The organism is Streptomyces tatrensis, assembly GCF_049310065.1.
Taxonomy (GTDB): Bacteria; Actinomycetota; Actinomycetes; order Streptomycetales; family Streptomycetaceae; genus Streptomyces.
This window is the reverse complement of sequence record NZ_JBMDLB010000011.1, coordinates 2,410,380-2,436,035: the sequence shown is the minus strand read 5'-3', so window position 1 is coordinate 2,436,035 and position 25,656 is coordinate 2,410,380. Positions and strand designations below refer to the sequence as shown.

At 70.9% G+C, this 25,656-nt stretch carries 24 protein-coding genes; 14 read left to right on the top strand and 10 right to left on the bottom strand.

What is annotated here, in order from left to right; all coding sequences use genetic code 11:
* Positions 1-29: 29 nt before the first annotated feature.
* From pgl to tkt, 5 genes are all read right to left on the bottom strand, one after another.
* Complete coding sequence (gene pgl, locus ACODT5_RS26780) at positions 30-812, bottom strand: 6-phosphogluconolactonase (protein WP_422521769.1); 783 nt, start codon at positions 810-812, stop codon at positions 30-32.
* A gap of 271 nt (positions 813-1,083) precedes the next feature.
* A complete protein-coding gene (gene opcA / locus ACODT5_RS26775; RefSeq protein WP_422521768.1) occupies positions 1,084-2,115 on the bottom strand; it encodes a glucose-6-phosphate dehydrogenase assembly protein OpcA in 1,032 nt (343 codons plus the stop codon).
* A complete protein-coding gene (gene zwf / locus ACODT5_RS26770; protein ID WP_243338381.1) occupies positions 2,112-3,638 on the bottom strand; it encodes a glucose-6-phosphate dehydrogenase in 1,527 nt (508 codons plus the stop codon). Before zwf ends, opcA begins: the two co-directional genes overlap by 4 nt.
* Before the next feature lie 5 nt (positions 3,639-3,643).
* Positions 3,644-4,762: a transaldolase gene (tal, locus tag ACODT5_RS26765; protein ID WP_422521767.1), complete on the bottom strand. Its 1,119-nt coding sequence runs from the start codon at positions 4,760-4,762 to the stop codon at positions 3,644-3,646.
* A 35-nt stretch (positions 4,763-4,797) separates the two neighbouring features.
* Positions 4,798-6,885 carry a transketolase gene (gene tkt / locus ACODT5_RS26760; RefSeq protein WP_422521766.1) on the bottom strand — a complete coding sequence of 696 codons (2,088 nt, stop codon included), beginning with the start codon at positions 6,883-6,885 and terminating at the stop codon, positions 4,798-4,800.
* A 270-nt stretch (positions 6,886-7,155) separates the two neighbouring features.
* On the opposite strand from tkt, the gene ACODT5_RS26755 reads away from it, so the two are divergent.
* From ACODT5_RS26755 to ACODT5_RS26745, 3 genes are all read left to right on the top strand, one after another.
* Entirely contained in the window at positions 7,156-8,103 is a 948-nt protein-coding gene (locus ACODT5_RS26755) for a heme o synthase (protein ID WP_250742345.1), read from the top strand.
* A 69-nt stretch (positions 8,104-8,172) separates the two neighbouring features.
* A complete protein-coding gene (locus ACODT5_RS26750) occupies positions 8,173-8,523 on the top strand; it encodes a hypothetical protein (RefSeq protein WP_422521765.1) in 351 nt (116 codons plus the stop codon).
* 141 nt (positions 8,524-8,664) lie between these two features.
* Positions 8,665-9,783 carry an amidohydrolase family protein gene (locus ACODT5_RS26745; protein WP_422521764.1) on the top strand — a complete coding sequence of 373 codons (1,119 nt, stop codon included), beginning with the start codon at positions 8,665-8,667 and terminating at the stop codon, positions 9,781-9,783.
* Positions 9,784-9,838: 55 nt separating this feature from the next.
* Here ACODT5_RS26745 and ACODT5_RS26740 read toward each other — a convergent pair whose 3' ends face one another.
* From ACODT5_RS26740 to ACODT5_RS26725, 4 genes are all read right to left on the bottom strand, one after another.
* The gene (locus tag ACODT5_RS26740; RefSeq protein WP_422525047.1) at positions 9,839-10,807 is read right to left on the bottom strand and encodes a COX15/CtaA family protein; all 969 of its coding nucleotides are present in this window, start codon (positions 10,805-10,807) and stop codon (positions 9,839-9,841) included.
* 25 nt (positions 10,808-10,832) lie between these two features.
* Positions 10,833-11,969: a hypothetical protein gene (locus tag ACODT5_RS26735; protein WP_422521763.1), complete on the bottom strand. Its 1,137-nt coding sequence runs from the start codon at positions 11,967-11,969 to the stop codon at positions 10,833-10,835.
* Positions 11,970-12,048: 79 nt separating this feature from the next.
* Entirely contained in the window at positions 12,049-12,816 is a 768-nt protein-coding gene (locus ACODT5_RS26730) for an ABC transporter permease (protein ID WP_422521762.1), read from the bottom strand.
* A complete protein-coding gene (locus ACODT5_RS26725) occupies positions 12,813-13,739 on the bottom strand; it encodes an ABC transporter ATP-binding protein (protein ID WP_422521761.1) in 927 nt (308 codons plus the stop codon). The genes ACODT5_RS26730 and ACODT5_RS26725 overlap by 4 nt, the downstream gene beginning before the upstream one ends.
* A gap of 328 nt (positions 13,740-14,067) precedes the next feature.
* On the opposite strand from ACODT5_RS26725, the gene ACODT5_RS26720 reads away from it, so the two are divergent.
* From ACODT5_RS26720 to ACODT5_RS26670, 11 genes are all read left to right on the top strand, one after another.
* A complete protein-coding gene (locus tag ACODT5_RS26720) occupies positions 14,068-14,859 on the top strand; it encodes a formate/nitrite transporter family protein (RefSeq protein ID WP_422521760.1) in 792 nt (263 codons plus the stop codon).
* 119 nt (positions 14,860-14,978) lie between these two features.
* The gene (locus ACODT5_RS26715; protein WP_327252122.1) at positions 14,979-15,740 is read left to right on the top strand and encodes a helix-turn-helix transcriptional regulator; all 762 of its coding nucleotides are present in this window, start codon (positions 14,979-14,981) and stop codon (positions 15,738-15,740) included.
* Entirely contained in the window at positions 15,737-17,152 is a 1,416-nt protein-coding gene (sufB, locus tag ACODT5_RS26710) for a Fe-S cluster assembly protein SufB (protein WP_422521759.1), read from the top strand. Before ACODT5_RS26715 ends, sufB begins: the two co-directional genes overlap by 4 nt.
* Positions 17,153-17,211: 59 nt before the next feature.
* Positions 17,212-18,390: a Fe-S cluster assembly protein SufD gene (sufD, locus tag ACODT5_RS26705; RefSeq protein WP_422521758.1), complete on the top strand. Its 1,179-nt coding sequence runs from the start codon at positions 17,212-17,214 to the stop codon at positions 18,388-18,390.
* Positions 18,390-18,707: a bifunctional 3-phenylpropionate/cinnamic acid dioxygenase ferredoxin subunit gene (locus ACODT5_RS26700; protein ID WP_030292248.1), complete on the top strand. Its 318-nt coding sequence runs from the start codon at positions 18,390-18,392 to the stop codon at positions 18,705-18,707. Before sufD ends, ACODT5_RS26700 begins: the two co-directional genes overlap by 1 nt.
* 7 nt (positions 18,708-18,714) lie before the next feature.
* On the top strand, positions 18,715-19,482 hold the full coding sequence (sufC, locus tag ACODT5_RS26695; protein ID WP_327307359.1) for a Fe-S cluster assembly ATPase SufC: 768 nt from the start codon (positions 18,715-18,717) through the stop codon (positions 19,480-19,482).
* Positions 19,479-20,738 carry a cysteine desulfurase gene (locus ACODT5_RS26690; RefSeq protein ID WP_422521757.1) on the top strand — a complete coding sequence of 420 codons (1,260 nt, stop codon included), beginning with the start codon at positions 19,479-19,481 and terminating at the stop codon, positions 20,736-20,738. Before sufC ends, ACODT5_RS26690 begins: the two co-directional genes overlap by 4 nt.
* Positions 20,739-20,767: 29 nt before the next feature.
* Entirely contained in the window at positions 20,768-21,229 is a 462-nt protein-coding gene (gene sufU / locus ACODT5_RS26685; protein WP_422521756.1) for a Fe-S cluster assembly sulfur transfer protein SufU, read from the top strand.
* Entirely contained in the window at positions 21,226-21,570 is a 345-nt protein-coding gene (locus ACODT5_RS26680; RefSeq protein ID WP_073913993.1) for a metal-sulfur cluster assembly factor, read from the top strand. Before sufU ends, ACODT5_RS26680 begins: the two co-directional genes overlap by 4 nt.
* A gap of 194 nt (positions 21,571-21,764) precedes the next feature.
* On the top strand, positions 21,765-23,189 hold the full coding sequence (locus ACODT5_RS26675) for a hypothetical protein (RefSeq protein WP_422521755.1): 1,425 nt from the start codon (positions 21,765-21,767) through the stop codon (positions 23,187-23,189).
* Entirely contained in the window at positions 23,186-24,577 is a 1,392-nt protein-coding gene (locus tag ACODT5_RS26670; RefSeq protein WP_422521754.1) for a DUF3616 domain-containing protein, read from the top strand. The genes ACODT5_RS26675 and ACODT5_RS26670 overlap by 4 nt, the downstream gene beginning before the upstream one ends.
* Here the strand turns inward: ACODT5_RS26670 and ACODT5_RS26665 are convergent.
* Positions 24,564-25,529 (bottom strand): hypothetical protein, encoded by a 966-nt coding sequence (locus ACODT5_RS26665; RefSeq protein ID WP_422521753.1) that lies wholly within the window; start codon positions 25,527-25,529, stop codon positions 24,564-24,566. The genes ACODT5_RS26670 and ACODT5_RS26665 overlap by 14 nt on opposite strands.
* Positions 25,530-25,656 lie beyond the last annotated feature (127 nt).

Here is a 25,656-nt window from a genome sequence, read left to right as displayed (position 1 = left end):
TCGGAGAGCGGGCCCCTTCGCGTACGGGATCAGGCGGAGGCCGGCGGGTACATGTCGGTGGGGAGCTTCGCCGCCGCCGCGCGGTCCAGGAGCCACAGGGTGCGCGAGCTGCCGCGGGCCTCGGCAGCCGGGGCCTGGACCCCGCCCGCGCCGCCCAGGGCGATCGCCACCGCGCCCGCCTTGTCCTCGCCGGCCGCCAGGAGCCAGACCTCGCGGGCCGCCCGGATCGCCGGGAGGGTGAGGGAGATCCGGGTCGGCGGCGGCTTGGGCGCGCCGTGGACGCCGACGACCGTGCGCTCGGCCTCGCGGGACGCGGGGTGCTCGGGGAACAGGGAGGCCACGTGCGTGTCGGGGCCCACGCCCAGCATCAGGACGTCGAAGCGGGGGACCGGGCCGTGGTCCTCGGGGCTGGAGGCCTCCCGGAGCTCCGCCGCGTAGGCGGCGGCCGCCGCGTCCACGTCGACCCCGTACGGGCCGTCGGAGGCGGGCATGGCGTGGACCCGCGCGGGGTCCACCGGGACGGAGTCCAGCAGGGCCTCACGGGCCTGGACGTGGTTGCGCTCGGGGTCGTCGGCGGGCACGTAGCGCTCGTCGCCCCACCACAGGTCGATGCGCGACCAGTCGATGGCGTCCCGGGCCGGGGCCGCGGCCAGCGCGGCGAGCAGGCCGTTGCCGTTGCGGCCGCCGGTGAGGACCACGGACGCGGTGCCGCGGGCGGCCTGTGCGTCCACGATCTTCGTGATCAGCCGGGCGGCCGCGGCCTGGGCCATCAGCTCCTTGTCCCGGTGGACGACGACCTGGGGAGTCGTCATACCCATGTGCTGCCGCCTTGTTGTCGGTAGTTCGGAGTCTTGTGGTGCGGGTACGAACGCCGCTGCGCGGGGCTCCCCCCACCCCGCCCCTTCCCGAAACCGGGGCTGCGCCCCGGACCCCGTACGTGCGCTCCGCGCACGTGTCCTCAAACGCCGGACGGGCTGGATACATCCAGCCCCGCCGGCGTTTGAGGCGCGGGGTCCGGGGCGGAGCCCCAGGGAACGGGCGAAGGGCGGGTAGGGGACTGCCCCGCGCGGCGGCCCGTGCGTACTACTTCGCCGCGGCCTTCTTGGCCGGCTTCGCCGGAGCCGGCTTCGCGGCCGGGGCCTCCGCCTTGGCCGGAGCCGGCTTCGCGGGCGCCGGCGCCGGCTCGGCCGTGGGGGCCAGGCGGGACACGCCGAACTTCAGCGAGGCCTCGTAGGTGTTGTCCGGGTCCAGGCGGCGGAGTTCCTCCGCCAGGAGCTCGGCCGTGTCGCGGCGCTTCAGCGCCACCGCACGGTCGGGCTGCCCCGGCATGCACAGCGTGGCCAGCGCCCCGTCGGCCCGGTCCAGGACGATCTCGCCGTCCTTGGTCTCCAGGCGCACCGCGGTGAGCCCGGGGCCCGCCGAGGAGGTGCGCTTGACGGGGACGCCCAGCCGGTCCGCGAGCCACATCGCCAGCAGCTCGCAGCTCGGGTTGTCGTCCTCGCCCTCGACCGTCGCCGAGGACACCGAGTGGACCTGCTGGTCGAGCGCCGCCGCCAGCATGGAGCGCCACGGGGTGATCCGGGTCCAGGACAGGTCCGTGTCCCCGGGCGCGTACGCCGCCGCCCGGCTGCCGAGCGCCTCGATCGGGTCCTCGGCGGAGTAGGTGTCCGTGATCCGGCGCTGACCGAGGGCCCCCAGGGGGTCGCCCGCCAGGTCCTGCGGAGCGCCCTCCGGCCACCAGACGACGACGGGCGCGTCCGGGAGGAGCAGCGGGAGAACCACCGACTGGGCGTGGTCGACCAGTTCCCCGTGCAGGCGGAGCACGACCGTCTCGCCGGTGCCGGAGTCCGTCCCCACGCGGACTTCCGCGTCGAGACGGGCGTCGCGGCGGCTGCGCGGCGAGCGGCTGACCCGCTTGATGACCACGACGATCCGCGAAGGGTGTTCGCGCGACGCGTCGTTCGCCGACTTGAGCGCGTCGTACGCGTTCTCCTCGTCGGTCACGATCACCAGCGTGAGCACCATCCCGATGGCCGGCGTGCCGATGTCCCGGCGCGCCTGCACCAACGAGGCGTTGATCTTGCTGGAGTTGGTCTCCGTGAGATCGATCTTCATGGCCGGCGCCAGCTCCGTCCGTCTCGTGCGAGCATCTCGTCCGCCTCGACCGGTCCCCAGGTGCCCGACGGGTACTGCGCGGGCTTGCCGTGCGTGTCCCAGTACCGCTCGATCGGGTCGAGGATGTTCCAGGACAGCTCGACCTCCTGGTGGCGCGGGAACAGGTTCGCGTCACCCAGCAGCACGTCGAGGATCAGCCGCTCGTAGGCCTCGGGGCTCGACTCCGTGAACGACTCGCCGTAGGCGAAGTCCATCGTCACGTCCCGGACCTCCATGGAGGTGCCCGGAACCTTGGAACCGAAGCGCACCGTCACGCCCTCGTCCGGCTGGACCCGGATGACCAGGGCGTTCTGCCCCAGCTCCTCGGTCGCGCCCGATTCGAACGGCAGGTACGGGGCCCGCTTGAAGACGACCGCGATCTCGGTCACCCGGCGGCCCAGGCGCTTGCCCGTCCGCAGGTAGAACGGGACGCCCGCCCAGCGGCGGTTGTTGATCTCCAGGCGGATGGCCGCGTAGGTGTCGGTCTTCGACTTGGGGTCGATGCCGTCCTCTTCGAGGTACCCGACGACCTTCTCGCCGCCCTGCCACGCCGCCGAGTACTGGCCGCGCACGGTGTGCTTGCCCAGGTCCTCGGGCAGCTCCACGGCAGTCAGCACCTTGAGCTTCTCGGCCACCAGCGCCTTCGGGTGGAAGGAGCCGGGCTCCTCCATCGCGGTGAGCGCCAGCAGCTGGAGCAGGTGGTTCTGGATGACGTCGCGCGCCGCGCCGATGCCGTCGTAGTAGCCGGCCCGGCCGCCGATGCCGATGTCCTCGGCCATGGTGATCTGCACGTGGTCGACGTACGACCGGTTCCAGATCGGCTCGAACATCGTGTTCGCGAAGCGGAGCGCCAGGATGTTCTGGACGGTCTCCTTGCCCAGGTAGTGGTCGATCCGGAAGACCTCGTTGGGCGGGAAGACGTCGTGCACGAGCTGGTTGAGCTCCTGCGCACTGGTCAGGTCGTGCCCGAACGGCTTCTCGATGACCGCGCGCCGCCAGGAGCCTTCCTTCTGCGCCAGCCCGTGCTTCTTGAGCTGGGCGACCACCTTGGGGAAGAACTTCGGCGGTACGGACAGGTAGAAGGCGAAGTTGCCGCCGGTGCCCTGCGCCTTGTCCAGCTCCTCGATCGTCGACTTCAGCGTCTCGAACGCCTGGTCGTCGTCGAAGTCGCCCTGGACGAAGCGGCAGCCCTGGACGAGCTGCTGCCAGACCTCTTCACGGAAGGGGGTGCGCGCGTGCTGCTTGACCGCGTCGTGAACCTCCTGCGCGAAGTCCTCGTCCTGCCACTCCCGTCGGGCGAAGCCGATCAGGGAGAAGCCCGGCGGGAGCAGGCCGCGGTTGGCGAGGTCGTAGACGGCAGGCATCAGCTTCTTGCGCGACAGGTCACCCGTAACGCCGAAAATGACCAGGCCGGACGGCCCCGCGATGCGCGGGAGCCGCCGGTCCTGTGCGTCACGAAGCGGGTTCGCTCCGTTTACAGACAAAGTGTTCAGGCCTCCGTGGGGGCGAGGCGCTCAAGCTCCGCCTCGGTCGACTTCAGCAGGTCGTTCCAGGACACCGCGAACTTCTCGACGCCCTCTTCCTCGAGCAGCTGCACCACATCGTCGTACGAAATGCCCAGCTTCGCGACCGCTGCGAGCTCGGCGCGGGACTGCTCGTACGTGCCGCGGATGGTGTCGCCCTCGACCACGCCGTGGTCGGCGGTGGCCTCGAGGGTGCCCTCGGGCATGGTGTTCACGGTGCCGGGGGCGACCAGGTCCACCACGTACAGGGTGTCCTTGTACGCCGGGTCCTTGACGCCGGTCGAGGCCCAGAGCGGACGCTGCTTGTTGGCGTGCGCCTTGTCCAGGGCGGCCCAGCGCTCGGTGGAGAAGACCTCTTCGTAGGCCTCGTAGGCCAGACGGGCGTTCGCGAGCGCCGCCTTGCCCTTGAGGGCCTTGGCCTCGTCGGTGCCCAGCGCGTCCAGGCGCTTGTCGATCTCGGAGTCCACGCGGGACACGAAGAAGGAGGCGACCGAGTGGATCTTGGAGAGGTCCAGGCCCGCGGCCTTCGCCTTCTCCAGGCCCGCCAGGTACGCGTCCATGACCTCGCGGTAGCGCTCCAGCGAGAAGATCAGCGTGACGTTGACGCTGATGCCCTTGCCGATGACCTCGGTGATCGCCGGCAGGCCGGCCTTGGTCGCCGGGATCTTGATGAGCGTGTTCGGACGGTCCACCAGCCACGCGAGCTGCTTGGCCTCGGCGATGGTCGCCGTGGTGTTGTGGGCCAGACGGGGGTCGACCTCGATCGAGACGCGGCCGTCCTGGCCCTCGGTCGAGTCGTAGACGGGGCGCAGGATGTCGGCGGCGTCGCGGACGTCCGCCGTGGTGATCATGCGGATCGCCTCTTCGACGGTGACCTTGCGGGCGGCCAGGTCCTCGAGCTGCTGCCCGTACCCCTCGCCGCCGCTGATCGCCTTCTGGAAGATCGCCGGGTTGGTGGTGACACCCACCACGTGCTGCTGGTCGATGAGCTCGGCCAGGTTGCCGGACGTGATCCGCTTGCGGGACAGGTCGTCCAGCCAGATCGCCACGCCCTCGTCGGAAAGGCGCTTCAGTGCGTCTGTCATGGGAATTGCATCTCCTACTGGTCTGGGTGCGGGAGTCAGCGCGCGGTGGCGGCGAGCGACTCGCGTGCGGCGGCGGTCACGGCTTCGGCGGTCAGGCCGAACTCGCGGTACAGCACGGCGCCGTCGGCCGAGGCACCGAAGTGCTCCAGCGAGACGATCCGGCCCGCGTCGCCGACGTAGCGGTGCCAGGTCAGGCCGATGCCGGCCTCGACCGCGACACGCGCCTTGACCGAAGGCGGCAGGACGCTGTCCTTGTACTCCTGGGACTGCTCCTCGAACCACTCGACGGACGGCATCGAGACGACGCGCGCCGGGACGCCCTCGGCCTGCAGGGCCTCGCGGGCGGCGACGGCGAGCTGGACCTCGGAGCCGGTGCCGATGAGCACGACCTGAGCGTCGCCGCCCTCGGCCTCGAAGAGCACGTACCCGCCCTTGGCGGCGTCCTCGTTGCGCTCGTAGGTCGGCACGCCCTGGCGGGTCAGCGCCAGTCCGTGCGGGGCGCCCTTGCCGAAGACCTTGGTGTGGCGCTTGAGGATCTCGCGCCAGGCGACGGCCGTCTCGTTCGCGTCGGCCGGGCGGACCACGTTCAGGCCCGGGATGGCGCGCAGCGCGGCGACGTGCTCCACCGGCTGGTGGGTCGGGCCGTCCTCGCCGAGGCCGATGGAGTCGTGCGTCCACACGTAGGTGACCGGCACGTGCATCAGGGCGGAGAGGCGCACGGCGTTGCGCATGTAGTCGGAGAACACCAGGAAGGTGCCGCCGTAGATGCGGGTGTGGCCGTGCAGGGCGATGCCGTTCATGGCCGCGGCCATGGCGTGCTCGCGGATGCCGAAGTGGATGGTGCGGCCGTACGGGTCGGCCTCCGGCAGCGGGTTGCCCACCGGCAGGAACGAGGAGTTCTTGTCGATGGTGGTGTTGTTGGAGCCGGCGAGGTCGGCCGAGCCGCCCCACAGCTCCGGGATGACCGCGCCGAGCGCCTCGAGGACCTTGCCCGAGGCGGCGCGGGTGGCGACGCCCTTGCCGGCCTCGAAGACGGGGAGCTTGTCCTCCCAGCCCGCGGGCAGCTCGTTGGCGTTGATCCGGTCGAACTCGGCGGCGCGCTCGGCGTTGGCGGTGCGCCAGGCGGAGAACTCCTTCTCCCAGGCGGCGCGGGCCTCGCGGCCCCGGTCGCCGAGGGAGCGGGTGTGCGCGATGACCTCGTCGGAGACCTCGAAGGTCTGCTCCGGGTCGAAGCCGAGCACGCGCTTGGTGGCGGCGACCTCGTCGTTGCCGAGGGCCGAGCCGTGCGAGGCCTCGGTGCCCTGGGCGTGCGGGGCCGGCCAGGCGATGACCGAGCGGGCCGCGATGAAGGAGGGGCGCTCGGTCTCGGCCTTGGCGGCCTGGAGGGCCTCGAACAGGGCCTTCGGGTCGAGGTCGCCGTTCTCCTGCTGCGCGACGCGCTGGACGTGCCAGCCGTACGCCTCGTAACGCTTCAGGGTGTCCTCGGAGACGGCCGTCTCCGTGTCGCCCTCGATGGTGATGTGGTTGTCGTCCCACAGCAGCACCAGGTTGCCGAGCTTCTGGTGGCCGGCCAGGGCGGACGCCTCGTGGGAGATGCCCTCCTGGAGGCAGCCGTCGCCCGCGATCGCGTAGACCATGTGGTCGAACGGGGAGGTGCCCGTGGGAGCCTCGGGGTCGAACAGGCCGCGCTCGTAGCGGGCGGCCATGGCCATGCCCACCGCGTTGGCGATGCCCTGGCCCAGCGGGCCGGTGGTGGTCTCGACGCCCGCGGTGTGGCCGTACTCCGGGTGGCCGGGGGTCTTGGAGCCCCAGGTGCGGAAGGCCTTCAGGTCGTCCAGCTCGAGCCCGAACCCACCCAGGTACAGCTGGGTGTAGAGGGTCAGCGAGGAATGACCGGCGGAGAGCACGAAACGGTCGCGGCCGACCCACTCCGGGTCCGCCGGGTCGTGCCGCATCACCTTCTGGAAGAGGGTGTACGCGGCGGGGGCCAGGCTCATCGCCGTGCCGGGGTGGCCGTTACCGACCTTCTGGACCGCGTCGGCGGCCAGGATCCGGGCGGTGTCGACAGCACGCTGGTCCAGTTCGGTCCAGTCGAGCTCTGTGGTCGTCGGCTTGGTGCTCACCGTGGGTCAGGGCTCCTCTCCACATGTCTGGTTCCCGGTGACGAACGGTGCACCGGCGCGATTCCGAGCCTACCCCCGCCACAGCGTGCAGCTATTCGAGTTCGGGCGGTCCACACGTGACGTCTCACCGCCGATCGGACCAACACGGGGCGACCCCCGCGCGGGACGAGCCAATGGCTACGTCTAGAGTGGCGTGGTACGCGCAAGCCTTTACGGGACCTACATGTTTAAAAGGGTTCACGTCGGAGCTTGCTGGATTCTCTGTCAGGGGTGTGCGTGACGGCCGTCGAATCCCGTCCAGCGGGGGTGCTCGGGACGAGCCCCAACCACCGGCCGTTCGGGGCCCGGGCCATGGCTTTCGTGGCACTGACCAAGCCGCGGATCATCGAGCTTCTGCTCATCACGACCGTGCCGGTGATGTTCCTCGCCGAGCAGGGCGTGCCCTCGCTGTGGCTGGTCCTCGCCACCTGCTTCGGCGGTTACCTGTCCGCGGGCGGCGCCAACGCGCTGAACATGTACATCGACCGCGACATCGACGCGCTGATGGACCGGACCTCGGGACGCCCGCTGGTGACCGGCATGGTCAGCCCGCGCGAGTGCCTGGTCTTCGGCATCACCCTCGGGATCGCGTCCACGCTGTTCTTCGGGCTGCTGATCAACTGGCTCTCGGCCGCGCTCGCGCTCGGCGCGCTCCTCTTCTATGTCGTCGTCTACACGATGCTGTTGAAGCGGCGCACCTCGCAGAACATCGTCTGGGGCGGCATCGCGGGCTGCATGCCGGTGCTCATCGGCTGGTCGGCGGTGAAGAACGAGGTCTCCTGGGCCGCGGTCATCCTCTTCCTCGTCATCTTCTTCTGGACGCCGCCGCACTACTGGCCGCTGTCGATGAAGGTGAAGGACGACTACGCGCGGGTCGGCGTGCCGATGCTGCCGGTCGTGGCGGGCAACAAGGCCGTGGCCAAGCAGATCGTCCTCTACAGCTGGGTGATGGTGGCGGTCTCGCTGCTGCTGACCCCACTGGGGTACACCGGCTGGTTCTACACCTCGGTCGCACTGGTGGCCGGCGGCTGGTGGCTGTGGGAGGCGCACGGGCTCAACGCGCGCGCCAAGTCGGGCGTGACGGGCGCGAAGCTCAAGGAGATGCGGCTGTTCCACTGGTCGATCACCTACGTGTCACTGCTCTTCGTCGCCGTCGCCGTGGATCCCTTCCTCCGCTGACGCTTCCCCCGCTCAAGCTTCCCCAGGTCGTGCTTCCCCCGTCCATTACCGGCCGGTAGCATGCTGCCCATGGCAGACACCGAGGAGACCGCCGCCACGGCGGACAAGAAGCAGGACCGCAAGGCCGCGAAGCTGGCCAAGCAGATCGGCGCGTTCGCCAAGCTGCACGGCGGCGCCGAGGGCCACCTCGCGCACATGGGCCAGGCGGGCACCCGGATCGTCCTCGTCGGCACCGACGGGGGCTGGGGCGACCTGGTGGCCCCGGCGTACGACACCGCACGGCTCGCGGCCGAGAAGGCCGGGCTGACCCTCCACGAGGAGTTCGACGGCGAGTTCGCCGCACGGGTGCGGACGGGGCCGTACGAGTGGTCCCGGATGGCCGGCATGCAGCTCGGCGGAACCGCGAACCCGGCCGCCTGACCCGGTCGATCTTGGCTTGATCATTGGCTTGATCGTTCCCGCGCCACCCGCTCGGTCAACAGCGCGAGCAACACCTCACACCCCGCTCACCCGTTAGGACGTGTGGAAGCCCCTTCCTCACGTCCGCAACGGGATGCCCGGATGATCGAAACGCCGCCCCTGGTGGACCAGTACTGCCAGGGAGTGCTCCGCACGGAGCTCGGCCTCGCCACCTTCGAGGCCCAGCTCGTCCCCTCGGCCGGCCCGCCCGCCGCCGGCACCACCTTCTTCGACACCCAGACCGGCTTCGCGGTGCGCCGCTGGTGCCCGCCGCTGCTGGGGCTCGAACCGCACTGCGCCCCCGTCCGCTACCTCGCCCGGCGGCGCGAACTCGGCGTCGCCGAGACGACCCGCCTGCTGCTGCGCGGCTGCGGGGTCGGCGCCCGGCTCGTCGACACCGGGGTGCCCGGGGACCTCACCGGGCCCAAGGAACTGTCCCTGGCCGGCGAGGCCGAGGCCTTCGAGCTGGTGCGGCCGGAGCTGCTGGCCGAGCAGGCGGCGGACACCTCCGGCAGCGTGGCCGCCTTCCTGGCCAACCTCGCCGGGGCCGTCCACCACGCCGCCGCCGGGGCCGTGGCCTTCACCTGCGGGGCCGGGGCGGGAGGCGTCGCCGCCCGGGCCTGGGGAGCGGCCCTCGAAGCCGCGCCCGAGCCGCCCGGGCCGGGCGAGGTGCGGGGCGCGGCCGGGCGCTGGCTGGCCGCGCGGTCCAGGGGCGGGGCGGTACGGGATCCCGTACTCCTGCGGCACCTGGCGTGGAGCGCGGTGTCCGCCGGGCTGCCCCTCCAACTGCACACGGGCGGGGAACCGGGGGAGCCGGAGCGGCTGACCGGGTTCCTGCGGGCGACCGAAGGCCTGGGCGCGCGGCTGGTCCTGCTCGGCGGGTACCCCCACCACCGGCAGGCCGCACGGCTGGCCGCGGCCTTCCCGCACGTCCACGCCGACCTCGGCGCGGCGCTGGGACCCACGGGGGCGCGCGCGGCCGCCGTACTGGCGGAGTGCCTGGAGACCGCGCCGTTCGGGAAGCTGATGTTCTCCGGTGGCGGACGGCAGCTGCCCGAACTGCACGCGGTGGGTGCGCTGCTCTTCCGGGAAGCGCTCGGCCGGGTGCTCGGCGGCTGGGTCGCCGACGGCTCCTGGTCCTGGCGGGACGCGGAGCGGGTGGCGGCGATGGTCGCGGCGGGCAATGCCCGCCGCGTCTACCGGCTGGACGAACGGGGCTGACGAGGAGGCCGACGGGCGGGGCCGACGAGCGGTCGGCCCCCGGTGGGTCGGCGGGTCAGACCGCGGCGAGCCGGGCGTCGTCCCGGGCCGGGGTCCCGTCCTGATCGGACGGGCGCTCGCGCAGGCTCAGCGCCACCCGGACCACCGAGATCCACACCAGGCAGGAGCCGAGCATGTGGGCCGCCACGAGGGCCTCGGGCACCTCGGTGAAGTACTGGACGTAGCCGATGGCGCCCTGGGAGAGCAGCACGATCAGCAGGTCGCGGGCGCGCGCCCGGGTGTCCACGGGGGCGTCGACCACGCGCAGCACCAGCCACATCGCCACGGCGAGCGCGCACACCACCCAGGCGGAGACCGCGTGGACGTGGGCGGTGGCCGACCAGTCGAAGGGCATCCGCTTGATCTCGCTGCTGTCCCCGGCGTGCGGGCCGGAACCGGTGACCACCGTGCCCGCCGCGATCAGCACGACGGTGGCCGCGAGCAGCGCCCACGAGAGTTTGCGCACCGGAGCGGGCACGCGCGGCCGGGCCGGGCCGTCACCCTCGCGGGTGCGCTGCCAGGTGATGGTCGTCACGGTGATCAGCGAGGTGGCGAGCATGAAGTGCCCGGCCACGCTGTAGGGGTTGAGACCCGTCAGCACGGTGATGCCGCCGAGGACCGCGTTGCCCATCACGATGGCGAACTGGAGCCAGCCGAGCCGGGTCAGCGAGCGGCGCCACGGCTTGGCGCAGCGGGCCGCGGTGATCGCCCAGCCAACGGCCGCGCAGAGCACGTACGTCAGCATGCGGTTGCCGAACTCGATGACGCCGTGGAAGCCCTGCTCCTGGGTCACGATCAGGCTGTCGTCGGTGCACTTGGGCCAGGTGTCGCAGCCGAGACCGGATCCGGTCAGCCGTACCGCGCCGCCGGTGACGACGATGACGACGCTCATGAGCACCGCTGCGAGCGCGGCCCGCTGGACGGTCCGGGGTGACGGCGTCCAGCGGCGGGCGAGATATGCGAGTGGGGTCAACACGGCGCTTATCGTACGCGGACACTTGTGCAAAGTTTCACGAGGGGGTGGCGGCCGCCGCGTCGGGGCCGATGACCAGCCGGAACCGGGCCCCGGCGGGGTCGCCTTCGGTATGCCACCACACGCGGATCCGCCAATGCGCGGCCTCGCCCGGGTAGTCGGCCGAGGCCGCGAAACCCTGTACCAATTCGGCGCCTACGTCCTCGGCCGTCCTGTTCCTCACTTCCGCCCCGCTGTGCCAGGGATGGGACTGTACGTTCCACAGTCCGTCGGAGCCGCGGACCTCGACGCGCCACACCGCGACCCAGGGGGTCACCTCCAGCATCGTGTGGACCTGGTCGGCCTCCAGACCCAGCCGGTCGGCGATCTCCGCCTCGGGGACGCCCTGGACGCGGGCCGCCACCACGGCCTGGGGCAGCAGCCGTTCGGGCAGCAGCCCGCGCGTGCGCAGACCGGCCAGGGAGGCGAAGGAAAGGAAGCGCAGCCGAAGTTCGAGCTGGCGGCCGATGTGGTCCAGGGCCTCCTCGGCCTCCTGCGACTCCTCGGAGCCGGGATCGGCGAGCAGCAGCCGCCGGAAGGAGCCCTCCGCGTCGACCGCCCAGGCCACGGACTCCTCGGCCAGGCCCAGCTCCGCGAGCCGGTCGCCGAGGAACACCTTCGCCTGCGCGAGGCCCCGCTGATTGACCGGATCCTCCTGGTCCAGGGCCGCCCAGACCTCCACGGCGCCGCGCGTCAGGTCCCGGGCCCGCTCTCCGGCGGCCCGCTCCATGGCGCTCGGGCCGCTCTCGGAGCCGGGGCCCAGCGGGTGCTTCGGCAGCCGCTCCCCGTCGCTGAGGGGCCAGGACAGCCAGACCCCCTGGTTGATCAGACCCCGGGCGTACCAGCGGGCGTACTCGGCCGCGTGTCCGGCCGCCTGCTGCGAGAACCGCAGCCCCTCCTCGATGGCGGACAGGGCCCCGGCCCGGTCCCCGCCGGCGAACCGGCGGGCCGCCAGGTCGCCGAGGCGCAGACCCAGCCGGGCAGCGCACTCGGCGTCGGTGCGGGCCGGTTCGCGCAGGGCTCCGATCAGCTCGGCCAACAGGGCGTCGGCCTCCGCGGGCTCCGCGTGCGCCGCGCCCGACCGGATCCGTGCCCACTGCTCGTCCAGCCGCAGAACGGCTTCCCGCTGCGCCATGCCGCCCCCCGGCGTCTGTGGTGCGCTCCCCTGTGGAGGCGCCCATCCTCCTGCCAGGGCAACGATCGGGGGAAGGGATTCACTCCCAGCGGAACAGCCGCGCCGCGGCCCCCAGACCGAGTACCGCCCAGACCGCCAGGACCGCCGCGTCGCCCCAGGGCAGCGCGGCCCCGTGCTGGAGCACCTCGCGCAGCCCGTCGGAGAGCGCGGAGATCGGGAGCAGGCCGAGGACGGACTGGACCGCGCCGGGGAACTTGTCCATCGGCACGATCACCCCGCCGCCGACCAGGAGCAGCAGGAAGACCAGGTTGGCGGCGGCCAGGGTGGCCTCCGCCCTGAGGGTGCCCGCCATCAGCAGGCCGAGCCCGGAGAAGGCGGCGGTGCCGAGCAGGATCAGCACGGCGACGGACAGCGGGTTCCCGTGCGGGGACCAGCCCAGGGCGAAGGCGATCACCGTCAGCAGCGCGATCTGCAGCACCTCGGTGACCAGCACGGACAGCGTCTTGGCGGCCATCAGGGCCCAGCGCGGCAGCGGGGAGGCCCCGAGCCGCTTGAGGACCCCGTAGCGCCGGTCGAAGCCGGTGGCGATGGCCTGGCCGGTGAAGGCGGTGGACATCACGGCCAGCGCCAGGATGCCGGGGGCGAGGAAGTCCACGGAGTTCCCCGTACCCACATCGATGATGTCGACCGCCGAGAACAGCACCAGCAGCAGCGCCGGGATGATCACGGTCAGCAGGAGCTGCTCCCCGTTGCGCAGCAGCATCCGGGTCTCCAGCGCGGTCTGCGCCAGGATCATGCGGGACACGGGCGCGGCCCCCGGGCGGGGGGTGAACGTACCGGCGCTCATGCGCGCAGCTCCTTGCCCGTGAGTTCCAAAAAGACGTCTTCGAGGGTGTGCCGCTCCACCGAGAGGCTGTCGGGCATCACCCCGTTCTGCGCACACCAGGAGGCGACGGTGGCCAGCAGCTGGGGGTCGACGTCGCCGGTGACCCGGTAGACGCCGGGGAGGAGCTCGGCGGCCTGGGTGCCGTCGGGCAGGGCCTTGAGCAGGGAGCCGACGTCGAGCGCGGGGCGGCCGGTGAAGCGCAGGGTGTTCTCGGCGCCGCCGCGGCACAGCGCGTCGGGGGTGCCGTGGGCGATGACCTTGCCGGCGTCGACGATGGCGACCTCGTCCGCGAGCTGCTCGGCCTCGTCCATGTGGTGCGTGGTGAGGACGACCGAGACCCCGTCGGCGCGCAGTTCCCGTACGAGTTCCCAGGTCGCGCGGCGGGCCTGGGGGTCGAGGCCGGCGGTCGGCTCGTCCAGGAAGACCAGCTCGGGGCGGCCGACGACGGCCATGGCGAGGGCCAGGCGCTGCTGCTGGCCGCCGGAGAGCCGGCGGTAGGGGGTGCGGCCGCAGCCGCCGAGGCCGAGGCGTTCCACCAGGACGGGGACGTCCAGGGGGGCGGCGTAGAGCTTGGCCATGTGGCGCAGCATCTCGACGGCCCGGGCGCCGGAGTAGACGCCGCCGGACTGGAGCATCACGCCGATGCGCGGGCGCAGGGACTCGGCCTGCGCCACGGGGTCGAGGCCCAGGACACGGACGGATCCGGCGTCGGGGCGGCGGTAGCCCTCGCAGGTTTCCACGGTGGTCGTCTTGCCCGCGCCGTTGGGACCAAGGACTGCGGTGACCGAGGCCCTCCGGACGGTGAGGTCCAGGCCGTCCACCGCCGTTTTGGGGCCGTACCGCTTCACCAGTCCGCGGATTTCCACGGCGGGGTCGTTGCTCATGGGGAGTGAGTCTACGGAGCCGGGGAGGGGGTCCTAGGTCCCGGGGGTGAGGGGTTACTGGCCCGCACATTGATGACCTTTTCGCGCGGACCAACCCTCGCCGCGGACCCTAACGTCGAATGTTGAACCCTCCCACTCGCGAACGAGGGGGATTCCTGGCTCACGCTGCTCGTTCGCTCAGCGAACGATCGAGTCTTCCGCGATCAGCACCAGCCGGGTTGGAACCAGCCCGGATGTATGAAGTTATGGAAGGAGTTGCTGTGCGGGCTTGGTTCTCGCTCCGCGATCCACGACCCCATCAGCCGTCGCTGACCCTCGGGGAGGTTTGGTGAACAGCATCGCTCAGAACGTCGAAGCCACCTCGGGGCAGGCCGAGCACAAGGCCCATGACCTCGGGCATCCGCCGCGCTACTTCGTGTCGGCGATGCTCGCCGGCGCCTACATCGCCGTCGGCGAGGTGCTTCTGCTGGTCGCGATCTCGCCGTTCGTGGCCAAGGGCTCGCCGGCCGTGAAGCTGCTGGAGGGTGCGGTCTTCCCGATCGCCCTGACCATCGTGATGTTCGCCGGCGCCCAGCTCTTCACCAGCAACGTGATGGTGATGCTGGTCGGCGCCCTGTCCGGGCGGACCGGCCCCAGGGACCTGATCCTGTCCTGGGTGCTCTCGCTGGCCGGGAACCTGGCCGGCGCCTTCGCCTTCGGCGCGATGGTGCACGCCTCGGGCGTGGTCTCTTCGGCCTCGGCGCGGTCCATGCTCACCGAGATGGTGCACGGGAAGATGGCGCTGAGCGGCGGGCAGCTGTTCTGGCGCGCGGTCCTGTGCAACATGCTGGTCTGCCTGGCCATCTGGATGTTCACCCGGGCCCGCGGCGATGCGGCCAAGATTTTCGTCCTGTGGCTGCCCGTGGCTGTTTTTGTTGCCGTCGGATTCGAACACTGTGTAGCGAACATGGCTGTTTTCAGCCTCGCGATCCTGGATGGCTCAGCCGGGTTCGGTGATCTTTTCCGCAATTTGATGTTCACCGTACCCGGGAACATCGTGGGCGGAGGATTGCTGGTGGGAGCCGTGTACTGGTTCACCGGCGGGGCCCTGCGGGAAGCCGGAGAGTCTACTTCCGCTTAACGCTCCGTAGATAAATAAGGTAACCCTTAGTGATGGAGGCCACCAGAGGTGGCCTCCGTCACGGCTTGTCGGGGCCCGGCTAATTACGCAACAATGGCGTTGTGAAATACGGCGAACGGATGAGCGAGGCCCCCCAGGGCGAACTCGCGACCGGGGAGCGGTCAACCCGCAACCGGGTCGCGCGGTCGATCCTGGACCACGGTCCTTCCACCGTCGCCGACCTCGCCCAGCGCCTCGGCCTTACCCAGGCCGCCGTTCGCCGCCACCTCGACACGCTCGTCGCCGACGACGTCGTCGAACCCCGTGAGCAGCGCGTGTACGGTGCGCGGACCCGAGGTCGGCCCGCCAAGGTCTTCGCGCTGACCGACTGCGGTCGGGACGCCTTCGACCAGTCCTACGACTCCCTCGCCGCCGACGCCATGCGCTGGATCGCGCAGGCAGCCGGGGGCGGGGAGCAGGGCGAGGCGGCCGTCGCCGCCTTCGCGAAGGCCAGGCTGACGGCGCAGGCGGAGACCTACCGCGAAGCCGTGGAAGCCGCCGACCCCGCGGAGCGCACCGAGGCCCTTGCCAAGGCGTTGACCGGGGACGGGTACGCTGCTACGGCGAAGAGCGCTCCCGGTCCGCACAGCGGTGAACAGCTCTGCCAGCACCACTGCCCGGTCGCACACGTCGCCGAGCAGTTCCCGCAGCTCTGCGAGGCGGAGACCGAGGTCTTCTCCCGCCTGCTCGGGACGCACGTGCAGCGTCTCGCCACGATCGCCCACGGCGACGGGGTGTGCACGACGTTCATTCCACGCAGTGGGAACGGCGTCCGTGCCACAGGCGCCACACAGACCGACACATCAGTATCTGCAAGTACGGCCGGGAGGAACCCCGCATGACCACGGAGACTGCTCACCCTGAGCTCGATGGCCTGGGCACCTACGAATACGGATGGGTCGACTCCGACGCGGCCGGTGCGGTCGCCAAGCGAGGCCTGTCCGAGGAGGTCGTCCGCGACATCTCGGCGAAGAAGTCCGAGCCGGAGTGGATGCTGAACCTCCGTCTCAAGGGCCTCAAGCTGTTCGGCAAGAAGCCCATGCCCAACTGGGGTGCCGACCTCTCGGGCATCGACTTCGACAACATCAAGTACTTCGTGCGTTCCACCGAGAAGCAGGCCGCTTCTTGGGAGGACCTGCCGGAGGACATCAAGAACACGTACGACAGGCTCGGCATCCCGGAGGCGGAGAAGCAGCGCCTCGTCGCCGGTGTCGCCGCCCAGTACGAGTCCGAGGTCGTCTACCACCAGATCCGTGAGGACCTGGAGGAGCAGGGCGTCATCTTCCTCGACACGGACACCGCGCTGAAGACGCACCCGGAGCTCTTCCAGGAGTACTTCGGCACGGTCATCCCGGTCGGCGACAACAAGTTCGCCTCGCTGAACACCGCCGTGTGGTCGGGCGGCTCGTTCATCTACGTCCCCAAGGGCGTCAAGGTCGACATCCCGCTCCAGGCCTACTTCCGTATCAACACGGAGAACATGGGCCAGTTCGAGCGGACGCTGATCATCGTCGACGAGGACGCCTACGTCCACTACGTCGAGGGCTGCACCGCCCCGATCTACTCCTCGGACTCGCTGCACAGCGCCGTGGTCGAGATCATCGTGAAGAAGGGCGGCCGCTGCCGCTACACGACCATCCAGAACTGGTCGAACAACGTCTACAACCTGGTCACCAAGCGCGCCGTGGCGTACGAGGGCGCGACCATGGAGTGGATCGACGGCAACATCGGTTCCAAGGTCACCATGAAGTACCCGGCCGTCTACCTGATGGGCGAGCACGCCAAGGGTGAGACCCTCTCCATCGCCTTCGCGGGCGAGGGCCAGCACCAGGACGCCGGCTCCAAGATGGTCCACATGGCGCCGAACACCTCCTCCAACATCGTCTCGAAGTCGGTGGCCCGTGGTGGCGGCCGCACCTCGTACCGCGGTCTGGTCGAGATCGGCGAAGGCGCCCACGGCTCCAAGTCCAACGTGCTGTGCGACGCGCTCCTGGTCGACACCATCTCCCGCTCGGACACCTACCCCTACGTGGACGTCCGCGAGGACGACGTGTCCATGGGCCACGAGGCGACCGTCTCCAAGGTCTCCGACGACCAGCTCTTCTACCTGATGAGCCGCGGTCTGACGGAGTTCGAGGCCATGGCGATGATCGTGCGCGGCTTCGTCGAGCCGATCGCCCGTGAGCTGCCGATGGAGTACGCGCTGGAGCTGAACCGGCTGATCGAGCTGCAGATGGAAGGCTCGGTCGGTTAGTCCCGGCCCGCCCGACGTCCCGCAGCAGATTCTTTAAGGAAGAGAGCAACACGACAGCCATGGCTGAGGCTCAGAACATTCCGGCGGGTTCCACCACCGCCGGCGCGATCGCGGTGGCCGCCGAGTCCACCGTCGCCACCCGGATGAGTGCCCCCCCGTCCTTCGACGTGGCGGACTTCCCCGTGCCCACCGGCCGCGAGGAAGAGTGGCGCTTCACGCCGCTCGCCCGCCTCAAGGGTCTGCACGACGGCACCGCGGTCGCCAACGGCACCATGAAGGCCCAGATCGACGCGCCCGAGGGCGTGACGATCGAGTCCGTGGAGCGCGGCGACGCGCGCATCGGTAAGGCCGGCACCCCGGTGGACCGGATCGCCGCCCAGGCGTTCTCGTCCTTCGCCAAGGCCACGGTCGTGACCGTGCCCAAGGAAGCGGTGCTCACCGAGCCCGTGCGCGTCACGCTGCACGGCGAGGGCGGTACGACCTTCGGTCACACCGTCTTCGACGTGCAGGCCTTCGCCGAGGCCGTCGTGGTCATCGACCACACCGGTGACGGCGTGCGCGCCGCCAACGTGGACTTCCTCGTCGGCGACGGCGCCAAGCTCACCGTGGTCTCCGTGCAGGACTGGGACGACACCGCCGTCCACTGCTCCCAGCACAACGCCCTGATCGGCCGCGACGCGACCTTCAAGTCGATCGTGGTCACCTTCGGCGGAGACGTCGTACGCCTGCACCCCCGTGTGAACTACGCGGGCCCCGGCGGCGAGGCCGAGCTCCTCGGCCTGTACTTCACGGACGCCGGTCAGCACCAGGAGCACCGCCTCCTGGTCGACCACAAGGCCCCGCACTGCAAGTCGCACGTGGTCTACAAGGGCGCGCTCCAGGGCCAGGACGCCCACGCCGTCTGGATCGGTGACGTGCTCATCGAGAAGACCGCCGAGGGCACCGACACCTACGAGATGAACCGCAACCTCGTCCTCACGGACGGCGCGCGGGTCGACTCGGTGCCGAACCTGGAGATCGAGACCGGCGAGATCGTCGGCGCCGGCCACGCCTCCGCGACCGGCCGCTTCGACGACGAGCAGCTCTTCTACCTCCAGTCCCGCGGCATCCCGGCCGACACGGCCCGCCGGCTGGTCGTGCGCGGCTTCTTCGCCGAGCTCGTCCAGCAGATCGGTGTCGCGGACATCGAGGAGCGACTGCTCGCGAAGATCGAAACCGAGCTGCAGGCGTCCGTCTGATGACCTACGTCAAGGCCTGTGCGCTGAGCGAGCTCGAGGAGAACACCCCCAAGCGGGTGGAACTCGACGGCACGCCGGTGTCCATCGTCTCCGCCGAGGGGGAGGTGTTCGCGATCAACGACATCTGCTCGCACGCGAACGTCTCGCTCTCGGAGGGCGAGGTCGAAGACTGCATGATCGAGTGCTGGCTGCACGGGTCGTCCTTCGACCTGCGCACCGGCAAGCCGTCCGGTCTGCCCGCGACGCGCCCCGTCCCCGTATACCCCGTAAAGATCGAAGGGGACGACGTGCTCGTCTCCCTCACCCAGGAGTCCTGAGGTATCCATGGCAACGCTTGAAATCCACGACCTGCACGTCTCCGTCGAGGCCGAGAACGGCGCCCGCGAGATCCTCAAGGGCGTCGAGCTCACCATCAAGCAGGGTGAGACGCACGCCATCATGGGTCCGAACGGCTCCGGCAAGTCCACCCTCGCGTACGCGCTGGCCGGTCACCCGAAGTACACCATCACCAAGGGCACCGTGACCCTCGACGGCGAAGACGTCCTGGAGATGTCCGTCGACGAGCGCGCCCGCGCCGGCATGTTCCTCGCGATGCAGTACCCGGTCGAGATCCCCGGCGTCTCGGTCTCCAACTTCCTGCGCACCTCGGCCACCGCCATCCGCGGCGAGGCGCCGAAGCTGCGTACCTGGGTGAAGGAGGTCAAGTCCGCGATGGAGCAGCTCCAGATGGACACGGCCTTCGCCGAGCGCAACGTCAACGAGGGCTTCTCCGGCGGTGAGAAGAAGCGCCACGAGATCCTGCAGCTGGAGCTCCTGAAGCCGAAGATCGCGATCCTCGACGAGACCGACTCCGGCCTCGACGTAGACGCCCTGCGCCAGGTCTCCGAGGGCGTCAACCGCGTCCACTCGACCGGCGACACCGGCACCCTGCTGATCACGCACTACACGCGGATCCTCCGGTACATCAAGCCCGACTTCGTCCACGTCTTCTCCGAGGGCCGCATCGTCGAGTCCGGCGGCGCCGAGCTCGCCGACAAGCTGGAGGCGGAAGGCTACGAGTCCTACAGCACGAAGGGTGGCGCGACCGCGTGACACAGCTGCCTGGCCTCCTCGTCGACATCGAGGCGATCCGCAAGGACTTCCCCCTTCTGGATCGTGTGGTCCACGACGGGAAGAAGATCGTTTACCTGGACAACGCTGCGACCTCGCAGAAGCCGCGCCAGGTGCTCGACGCGCTGAACGAGTACTACGAGCAGCACAACGCCAACGTCCACCGCGGCGTGCACGTGCTCGCCGAGGAGGCCACGGCGCTGTACGAGGGCGCCCGCGACAAGGTCGCCGCCTTCATCAACGCGCCGAGCCGCAACGAGGTGATCTTCACCAAGAACGCCTCGGAGTCGCTCAACCTGGTCGCGAACATGCTCGGCTGGGCGGACGAGCCCTACCGGGTCGACCGCGAGACCGAGATCGCCATCACGGAGATGGAGCACCACTCCAACATCGTCCCGTGGCAGCTGCTCTCGCAGCGCACCGGCGCGAAGCTGAAGTGGTTCGGCCTCACCGACGACGGCCGGCTCGACCTGTCCAACATCGAAGAGGTCATCACGGAGAAGACGAAGATCGTCTCCTTCACGCTGGTCTCCAACATCATGGGCACGGTCAACCCGACCGAGGCGATCGTCCGGCGCGCGCAGGAGGTCGGCGCACTGGTGCTGATCGACGCCTCGCAGGCCGCTCCGCACATGCCGCTCGACGTGCAGGCGCTCGGCGCAGACTTCGTGGCCTTCACCGGCCACAAGATGTGCGGCCCGACCGGCATCGGCGTCCTCTGGGGCCGCCAGGAGCTGCTCGAGGACCTGCCGCCCTTCCTGGGCGGTGGCGAGATGATCGAAACCGTCTCGATGCACTCCTCGACGTACGCCCCGGCGCCCCACAAGTTCGAGGCCGGTACGCCCCCGATCGCCCAGGCCGTCGGCCTCGGCGCGGCCGTGGACTACCTGACCGCGATCGGCATGGACAAGATCGCCGCGCACGAGCACGCGATCACCGAGTACGCGATCAAGCGCCTCGCGGAGGTCCCGGACCTGCGCATCATCGGCCCCACCACGGCCGAGGACCGCGGCGCCGCGATCTCCTTCGTGCTCGGTGACATCCACCCGCACGACGTCGGCCAGGTACTGGACGAGCAGGGCATCGCGGTCCGCGTGGGACACCACTGCGCCCGCCCGGTCTGCCTCCGGTACGGAATTCCGGCGACGACGCGAGCGTCTTTCTACCTGTACTCCACTCCGGCCGAGGTCGACGCACTGATCGACGGGCTGGAGCACGTACGGAACTTCTTCGGATAAGACGAAGCGACGAAGGCGACGAGGGCGCAGTGAAGCTGGAATCCATGTACCAGGAACTGATCCTGGACCACTACAAGCACCCGCGCGGGCGTGGCCTGCGCGACGGCGACGCCGAGGTGCACCACGTCAATCCGACGTGCGGTGACGAGATCACCCTGCGCGTGAAGTACGACGGCGAGACCCTCACGGACATCTCGTACGAGGGCCAGGGCTGCTCCATCAGCCAGGCCAGCGCGTCGATACTGAACGAGCTGCTCGTCGGCAAGGAGCTGGGCGAGGCGCGGAAGATCCAGGAAGTCTTCCTGGAGCTGATGCAGTCCAAGGGCAAGCTGGAGCCCGACGAGGCCATGGAGGAGGTGCTGGAGGACGCGGTCGCGTTCGCCGGCGTCTCCAAGTACCCGGCCCGGGTGAAGTGCGCCCTGCTGAGCTGGATGGCGTGGAAGGACGCGACCGCCCAGGCACTGGGCGACGCCGAGAGGAAGACGGCATGACCGAGAACGCGACGCCCGAGGCGTCCATCAAGCCGGCCACCGAGGAAGAGGTCCGCGAGGCCCTCTACGACGTGGTCGACCCCGAGCTGGGCATCGACGTCGTCAACCTGGGCCTGATCTACGGCATCCACGTCGACGACGCGAACATCGCCACCCTCGACATGACCCTCACCTCGGCGGCCTGCCCGCTGACGGACGTCATCGAGGACCAGGCGAAGTCGGCTACGGACGGCATCGTCAGCGAACTGCGCATCAACTGGGTCTGGATGCCGCCGTGGGGCCCGGACAAGATCACGGACGACGGCCGCGAGCAGCTTCGCGCGCTCGGCTTCAACGTCTGATCGACGCCTGCCCCGAGCAAGACCCCGCACGACGGCCGTCCGACGGCCGAGTGAACGGACGACCCCCGGCACACCCGTGCCGGGGGTCGTGTGTTTTCCCGGCGGACGGGCCGCGTGCACCGGGAGTTGGCCACGGTGGCCGAATCTTCTCGACGGCCGCCACGACGTGACGGCGCACACGAGAGGACTCTCCGTTGACCGTTCGCCTTTCGCCGGCACGCCGCCTCGGTGCCGTGGGAGCCGCCGGGGCCGCCGCCCTGCTCGCCGCCGGACTGACCGCGCCCGCCCACGCCGCCCAGGAAACCGCCGCCGAACCGACCATCGCGCTCTCCGCCGGACACCTGTCCGGGGCCGTCGGCGCGATCGGCGACCCGGGCGTCACCGTGGACATCGCGCAGGAGGGCATGCCCGCCGCCTTCCTCAAGGTCGAGGTCCTCTCCTCCAGCAACCCGGCGGTCGCCGGGCCCGGCGACGTGCACATCGGCCGGACCGGCCACGGCGACCGCGAGCTGACCGTCCGCCCGCAGGCCCAGGGCTACACCGACCTGACGCTCCGGGTGACCGGCCGCGGCGGCAGGACGGCCACGGCCACCCTCTCCTACGCCGCTTCGGCACGGGTCGGCACCGGCGGCCTCTCCACCCGCTACCTCACGGGCTCCGCCGACTCCTCGGCCGCCGTGGACGTCGGCGACGGCTACGCGCTGGTGGCCGACGACGAGACCAACGTGCTGCGCCTGTACGACCGGTCCCGCTCGGGCGCCCCCGTGAAGACCTGGGACCTCGGCCCCGCGCTCGGCGTCAAGAAGGAAGCCGACATCGAGGCCGCCGCCCGGGTCGGCGACACCGTGTACTGGGCGGGCTCGCTCGGCAACAGCAAGGACGGCAAGTACAAGGCCGAGCGCAACACCGTCTTCACCACCCGGCTCACCGGGACGGGCGTCGACACCGAGATCGTCTTCGGCTCCGCGTACAAGGGCCTGCGCGAGGACCTGATCGCCTGGGACACGGCGAACGGGAACCGCTACGGCTTCGCGGCGGGCACGGCGGCCGGCCGGATCCCGAAGAGCATCGACGGGTTCAACGTGGAGGGCCTGGAGTTCGCCCCGGGGTCGACCACGACCGCCTACCTGGGCTTCCGTGCCCCGCTGGCGCCCGCCGCGCCCGGCGGCAAGGCACTGGTCGTGCCCGTCACCAACATCGACCAGGTCGTGGCCGGCGCGGCCAAGCCGGTCTTCGGCGAGCCGATCGAGATGGACCTCGGCGGGCTCGCGATCCGCGACATCCGCAAGAACGCCGCCGACCAGTACCTGGTCCTGGCCGGCTCCTGGGCGGCGGACGACAACTCCGACCCGTACGCCCTCTACCAGTGGGACGGCGTCCCGGGCCACGCCCCGGTCAAGCGGGCCGACCTGCCGACCACCGACCCCGGCGGCTGGGAAGCCGTGGTCTCCGTACCCGACCTGCGGTTCCCCGGCGCCCGCGTCCAGCTGATCACCGACAGCGGCTCCGCCGACCTGTACGGGGACGGCACCGAAGCCAAGGACCTCGACCACCCGGAGTGGAAGAAGTCCCGGTCCGGATGGTTCGCGCTCGGCCCGATTCGCGGAGGTCACCGATGAACACGCAGCATGGGAAGACGATGAAGACGACGTACCTCGGGGCCGCCGGCATCGCCGCGCTGCTGATCGCCGCCACGACGATGCCCGCGCAGGCGGAGACGTACGGCACGCCCACCATCGCGCTGTCCGCCTCCTACCTGTCCGGGGCCGTCGGCGCGACGGGAGACCCGACGGTGAACGTGACCGTGGCGCAGAGCGGCGCGGACGTCTCCGCGCTCACCGTCAGCGCCTCGGCGTCCAGCAGGGCCACGGTCGCCGGGACCGGCGACGTGAGCGTCACCGGGACGGGCGCGGTCCGCAAGCTGGCGGTCGCCGCCCGCGGCCGCGGCTACACCAACCTCACCGTGAAGGTGACCGGGCTGGGCGGCAAGACCGCCACCAAGACGCTCTACTTCGCCGCTTCCGCCGCGGTGCAGAACCCGGCCGACGCGCGCTACTTCACCGGCGCCTCCGACTCCTCGGCCGCCGTGGACGTGGGCGGCGGCTACACGGTGGTGGCCGACGACGAGAGCAACGTGCTGCGCCTGTACGACCGCGCGAACTCGGCGGCCCCGGTCCGGACCTGGGACTTCAGCTCGCAGCTCGGTGTCACCAAGGAGGTGGACATCGAGGGCGCGACCCTGATCGGCAACACGATCTACTGGACGGGCTCGCTGGGCAACAACAAGGACGGCGAGTACAAGGCGCCCCGCAACACGGTGTTCACCACCACGCTGAGCGGCTCCGGATCCACCGCGCAGCTCGCGTACGGGCGTTCGTACAAGAAGCTCCGCGACGACCTGGTGGCCTGGGACACGGCGAACGGGAACCGCTACGGTTTCGCCGCCGGTACGGCCGCCGGTGAGGCGCCGAAGCAGATCGACGGGTTCAACGTGGAGGGCCTGGAGTTCGCCCCGGGTTCCACCACCACCGCCTACCTGGGCTTCCGTGCCCCGCTGGCGCCGGCGGTCATCGGCGGCAAGGCGCTGGTCGTGCCGGTGACCAACTTCGACAAGGTGATCTCCAGCGGGACCAAGGCCACCTTCGGCGTGGGCATCGAGCTCGACCTCGGCGGGCTCGCGATCCGCGACATCCGCAAGAACGCCGCCGACCAGTACCTGATCCTGGCCGGCTCCTGGGCCGCGGACGACAACTCCGACCCCTACGCCCTGTACCAGTGGGACGGGATCGCGGGCCACGCCCCGGTCAAGCGCGCCGACCTGCCGACCACCGACCCCGGCGGCTGGGAGGCCATCGTGGCGGTTCCCGACCTGTCGGTCGCGGGCGCGCGGGTGCAGCTGATCACCGACAGCGGCTCCGCCGACCTGTACGGGGACGGCACCGAGGCCAAGGACCTCACCCACCCGGAGTGGAAGAAGTCCCGCGCGGCCTGGTTCACGCTGAACTGAACTCCCCTGATTGCGCCGACTGCCCGGTGAGCTCCGCCGCCAGGTCCTCGCGGCGGATCCGCCGGTCTGCGTAGAGCAGGCCGGCGGTGAGCTGCGGGAAGCAGAGCAGCAGCGTCTGCGCGACCATCCCGCCGAGTGCGGTGAGGATCGCGTGCACCACGCCGCCGTCCACCGCCGGGATCAGGCTGAGCGCCCCGGCGAAGGCGAAGGGCAGCTGGACGGCGTACGCCGCCAGGGCGGCGAGCGAGGCGGCGAGGGCGGTGAGGCCGAGCGTGCGCCACCAGGCCCCGCGCACCAGGCGGGCCGAGCGGCGCAGGGCGGCGAGCGGGCCCAGGGCCTCGTGGACGGCGACCGTGGGCGCGAGCGTGAACAGGACCCCGAGCGCGAGTGCGGCCGGCAGGGTGGCCGCCGCCAGGAGCGGGGGCAGCCCGGCGGCCAGGACGGCGGCGCCCGGTCCGGCCACGGCGCCGAGGACCAGGAGCTGGGTGCCGAGGACCGCCGCGAAGCGGGGGCGGGCGGCGCGCAGCAGCGCACGGGCCGTGGCGGGGCGGCCGAGTACCGCCGGGCGGAGCACGGCTCCCGTCAGGGCGGAGGCCAGGGCGCAGGTCAGCAGGGTGGCCAGGGCCGCCGCGGGTACGAGGGCGGCGACGGGCCGGGCGTCCAGCGCGAGGGCCGCCGCGGCGGCCGCGGCGACCAGCAGCAGGGCGCCGAGCTGGCCGAGGAGCATGGCGGTGGCGAGGCGGACCCCGTAGCGGGCGAGGGCGGCGAAGGCGCCGCCGAGTATCTCGCCGGGGGTGAGCGGCCGCAGGAACATCACCCCGGGCCGGGGAGGCAGCGGGGGCAGCCAGCCGCCGCCCCAGGGGGTCCACGGCCCTGCCGGCTGCCGGCTCTCGTGCTGCGCCCCTTGCCGTGCCTTGCGCCGTGCCCCGCGCCACGTCCCGTACTGGGCCATGCGGATCTCCCGTCCCCCGGTGCGCGCGCCTCGGTGCCGCGGCGCGGACACCGTAGCGGCCGGGACCGGGGAAGTCCCGGGGACACGCTGATATGTACGGGCGTCCATAACGATGTGTACAGTCGTA

What these genes read in the sequence shown, in the direction of transcription:
- pgl (WP_422521769.1), bottom strand. Translation starts at nt 812, where the DNA reads ATGACGACTCCCCAGGTCGTCGTCCACCGGGACAAGGAGCTGATGGCC.
- opcA (WP_422521768.1), bottom strand. Translation starts at nt 2,115, where the DNA reads ATGAAGATCGATCTCACGGAGACCAACTCCAGCAAGATCAACGCCTCG.
- tal (WP_422521767.1), bottom strand. Translation starts at nt 4,762, where the DNA reads ATGACAGACGCACTGAAGCGCCTTTCCGACGAGGGCGTGGCGATCTGG.
- ACODT5_RS26750 (WP_422521765.1), top strand. Translation starts at nt 8,173, where the DNA reads ATGGCAGACACCGAGGAGACCGCCGCCACGGCGGACAAGAAGCAGGAC.
- ACODT5_RS26745 (WP_422521764.1), top strand. Translation starts at nt 8,665, where the DNA reads ATGATCGAAACGCCGCCCCTGGTGGACCAGTACTGCCAGGGAGTGCTC.
- ACODT5_RS26735 (WP_422521763.1), bottom strand. Translation starts at nt 11,969, where the DNA reads ATGGCGCAGCGGGAAGCCGTTCTGCGGCTGGACGAGCAGTGGGCACGG.
- ACODT5_RS26730 (WP_422521762.1), bottom strand. Translation starts at nt 12,816, where the DNA reads ATGAGCGCCGGTACGTTCACCCCCCGCCCGGGGGCCGCGCCCGTGTCC.
- ACODT5_RS26725 (WP_422521761.1), bottom strand. Translation starts at nt 13,739, where the DNA reads ATGAGCAACGACCCCGCCGTGGAAATCCGCGGACTGGTGAAGCGGTAC.
- ACODT5_RS26715 (WP_327252122.1), top strand. Translation starts at nt 14,979, where the DNA reads ATGAGCGAGGCCCCCCAGGGCGAACTCGCGACCGGGGAGCGGTCAACC.
- sufB (WP_422521759.1), top strand. Translation starts at nt 15,737, where the DNA reads ATGACCACGGAGACTGCTCACCCTGAGCTCGATGGCCTGGGCACCTAC.
- sufD (WP_422521758.1), top strand. Translation starts at nt 17,212, where the DNA reads ATGGCTGAGGCTCAGAACATTCCGGCGGGTTCCACCACCGCCGGCGCG.
- ACODT5_RS26700 (WP_030292248.1), top strand. Translation starts at nt 18,390, where the DNA reads ATGACCTACGTCAAGGCCTGTGCGCTGAGCGAGCTCGAGGAGAACACC.
- sufC (WP_327307359.1), top strand. Translation starts at nt 18,715, where the DNA reads ATGGCAACGCTTGAAATCCACGACCTGCACGTCTCCGTCGAGGCCGAG.
- ACODT5_RS26680 (WP_073913993.1), top strand. Translation starts at nt 21,226, where the DNA reads ATGACCGAGAACGCGACGCCCGAGGCGTCCATCAAGCCGGCCACCGAG.
- ACODT5_RS26670 (WP_422521754.1), top strand. Translation starts at nt 23,186, where the DNA reads ATGAACACGCAGCATGGGAAGACGATGAAGACGACGTACCTCGGGGCC.
- ACODT5_RS26665 (WP_422521753.1), bottom strand. Translation starts at nt 25,529, where the DNA reads ATGGCCCAGTACGGGACGTGGCGCGGGGCACGGCGCAAGGCACGGCAA.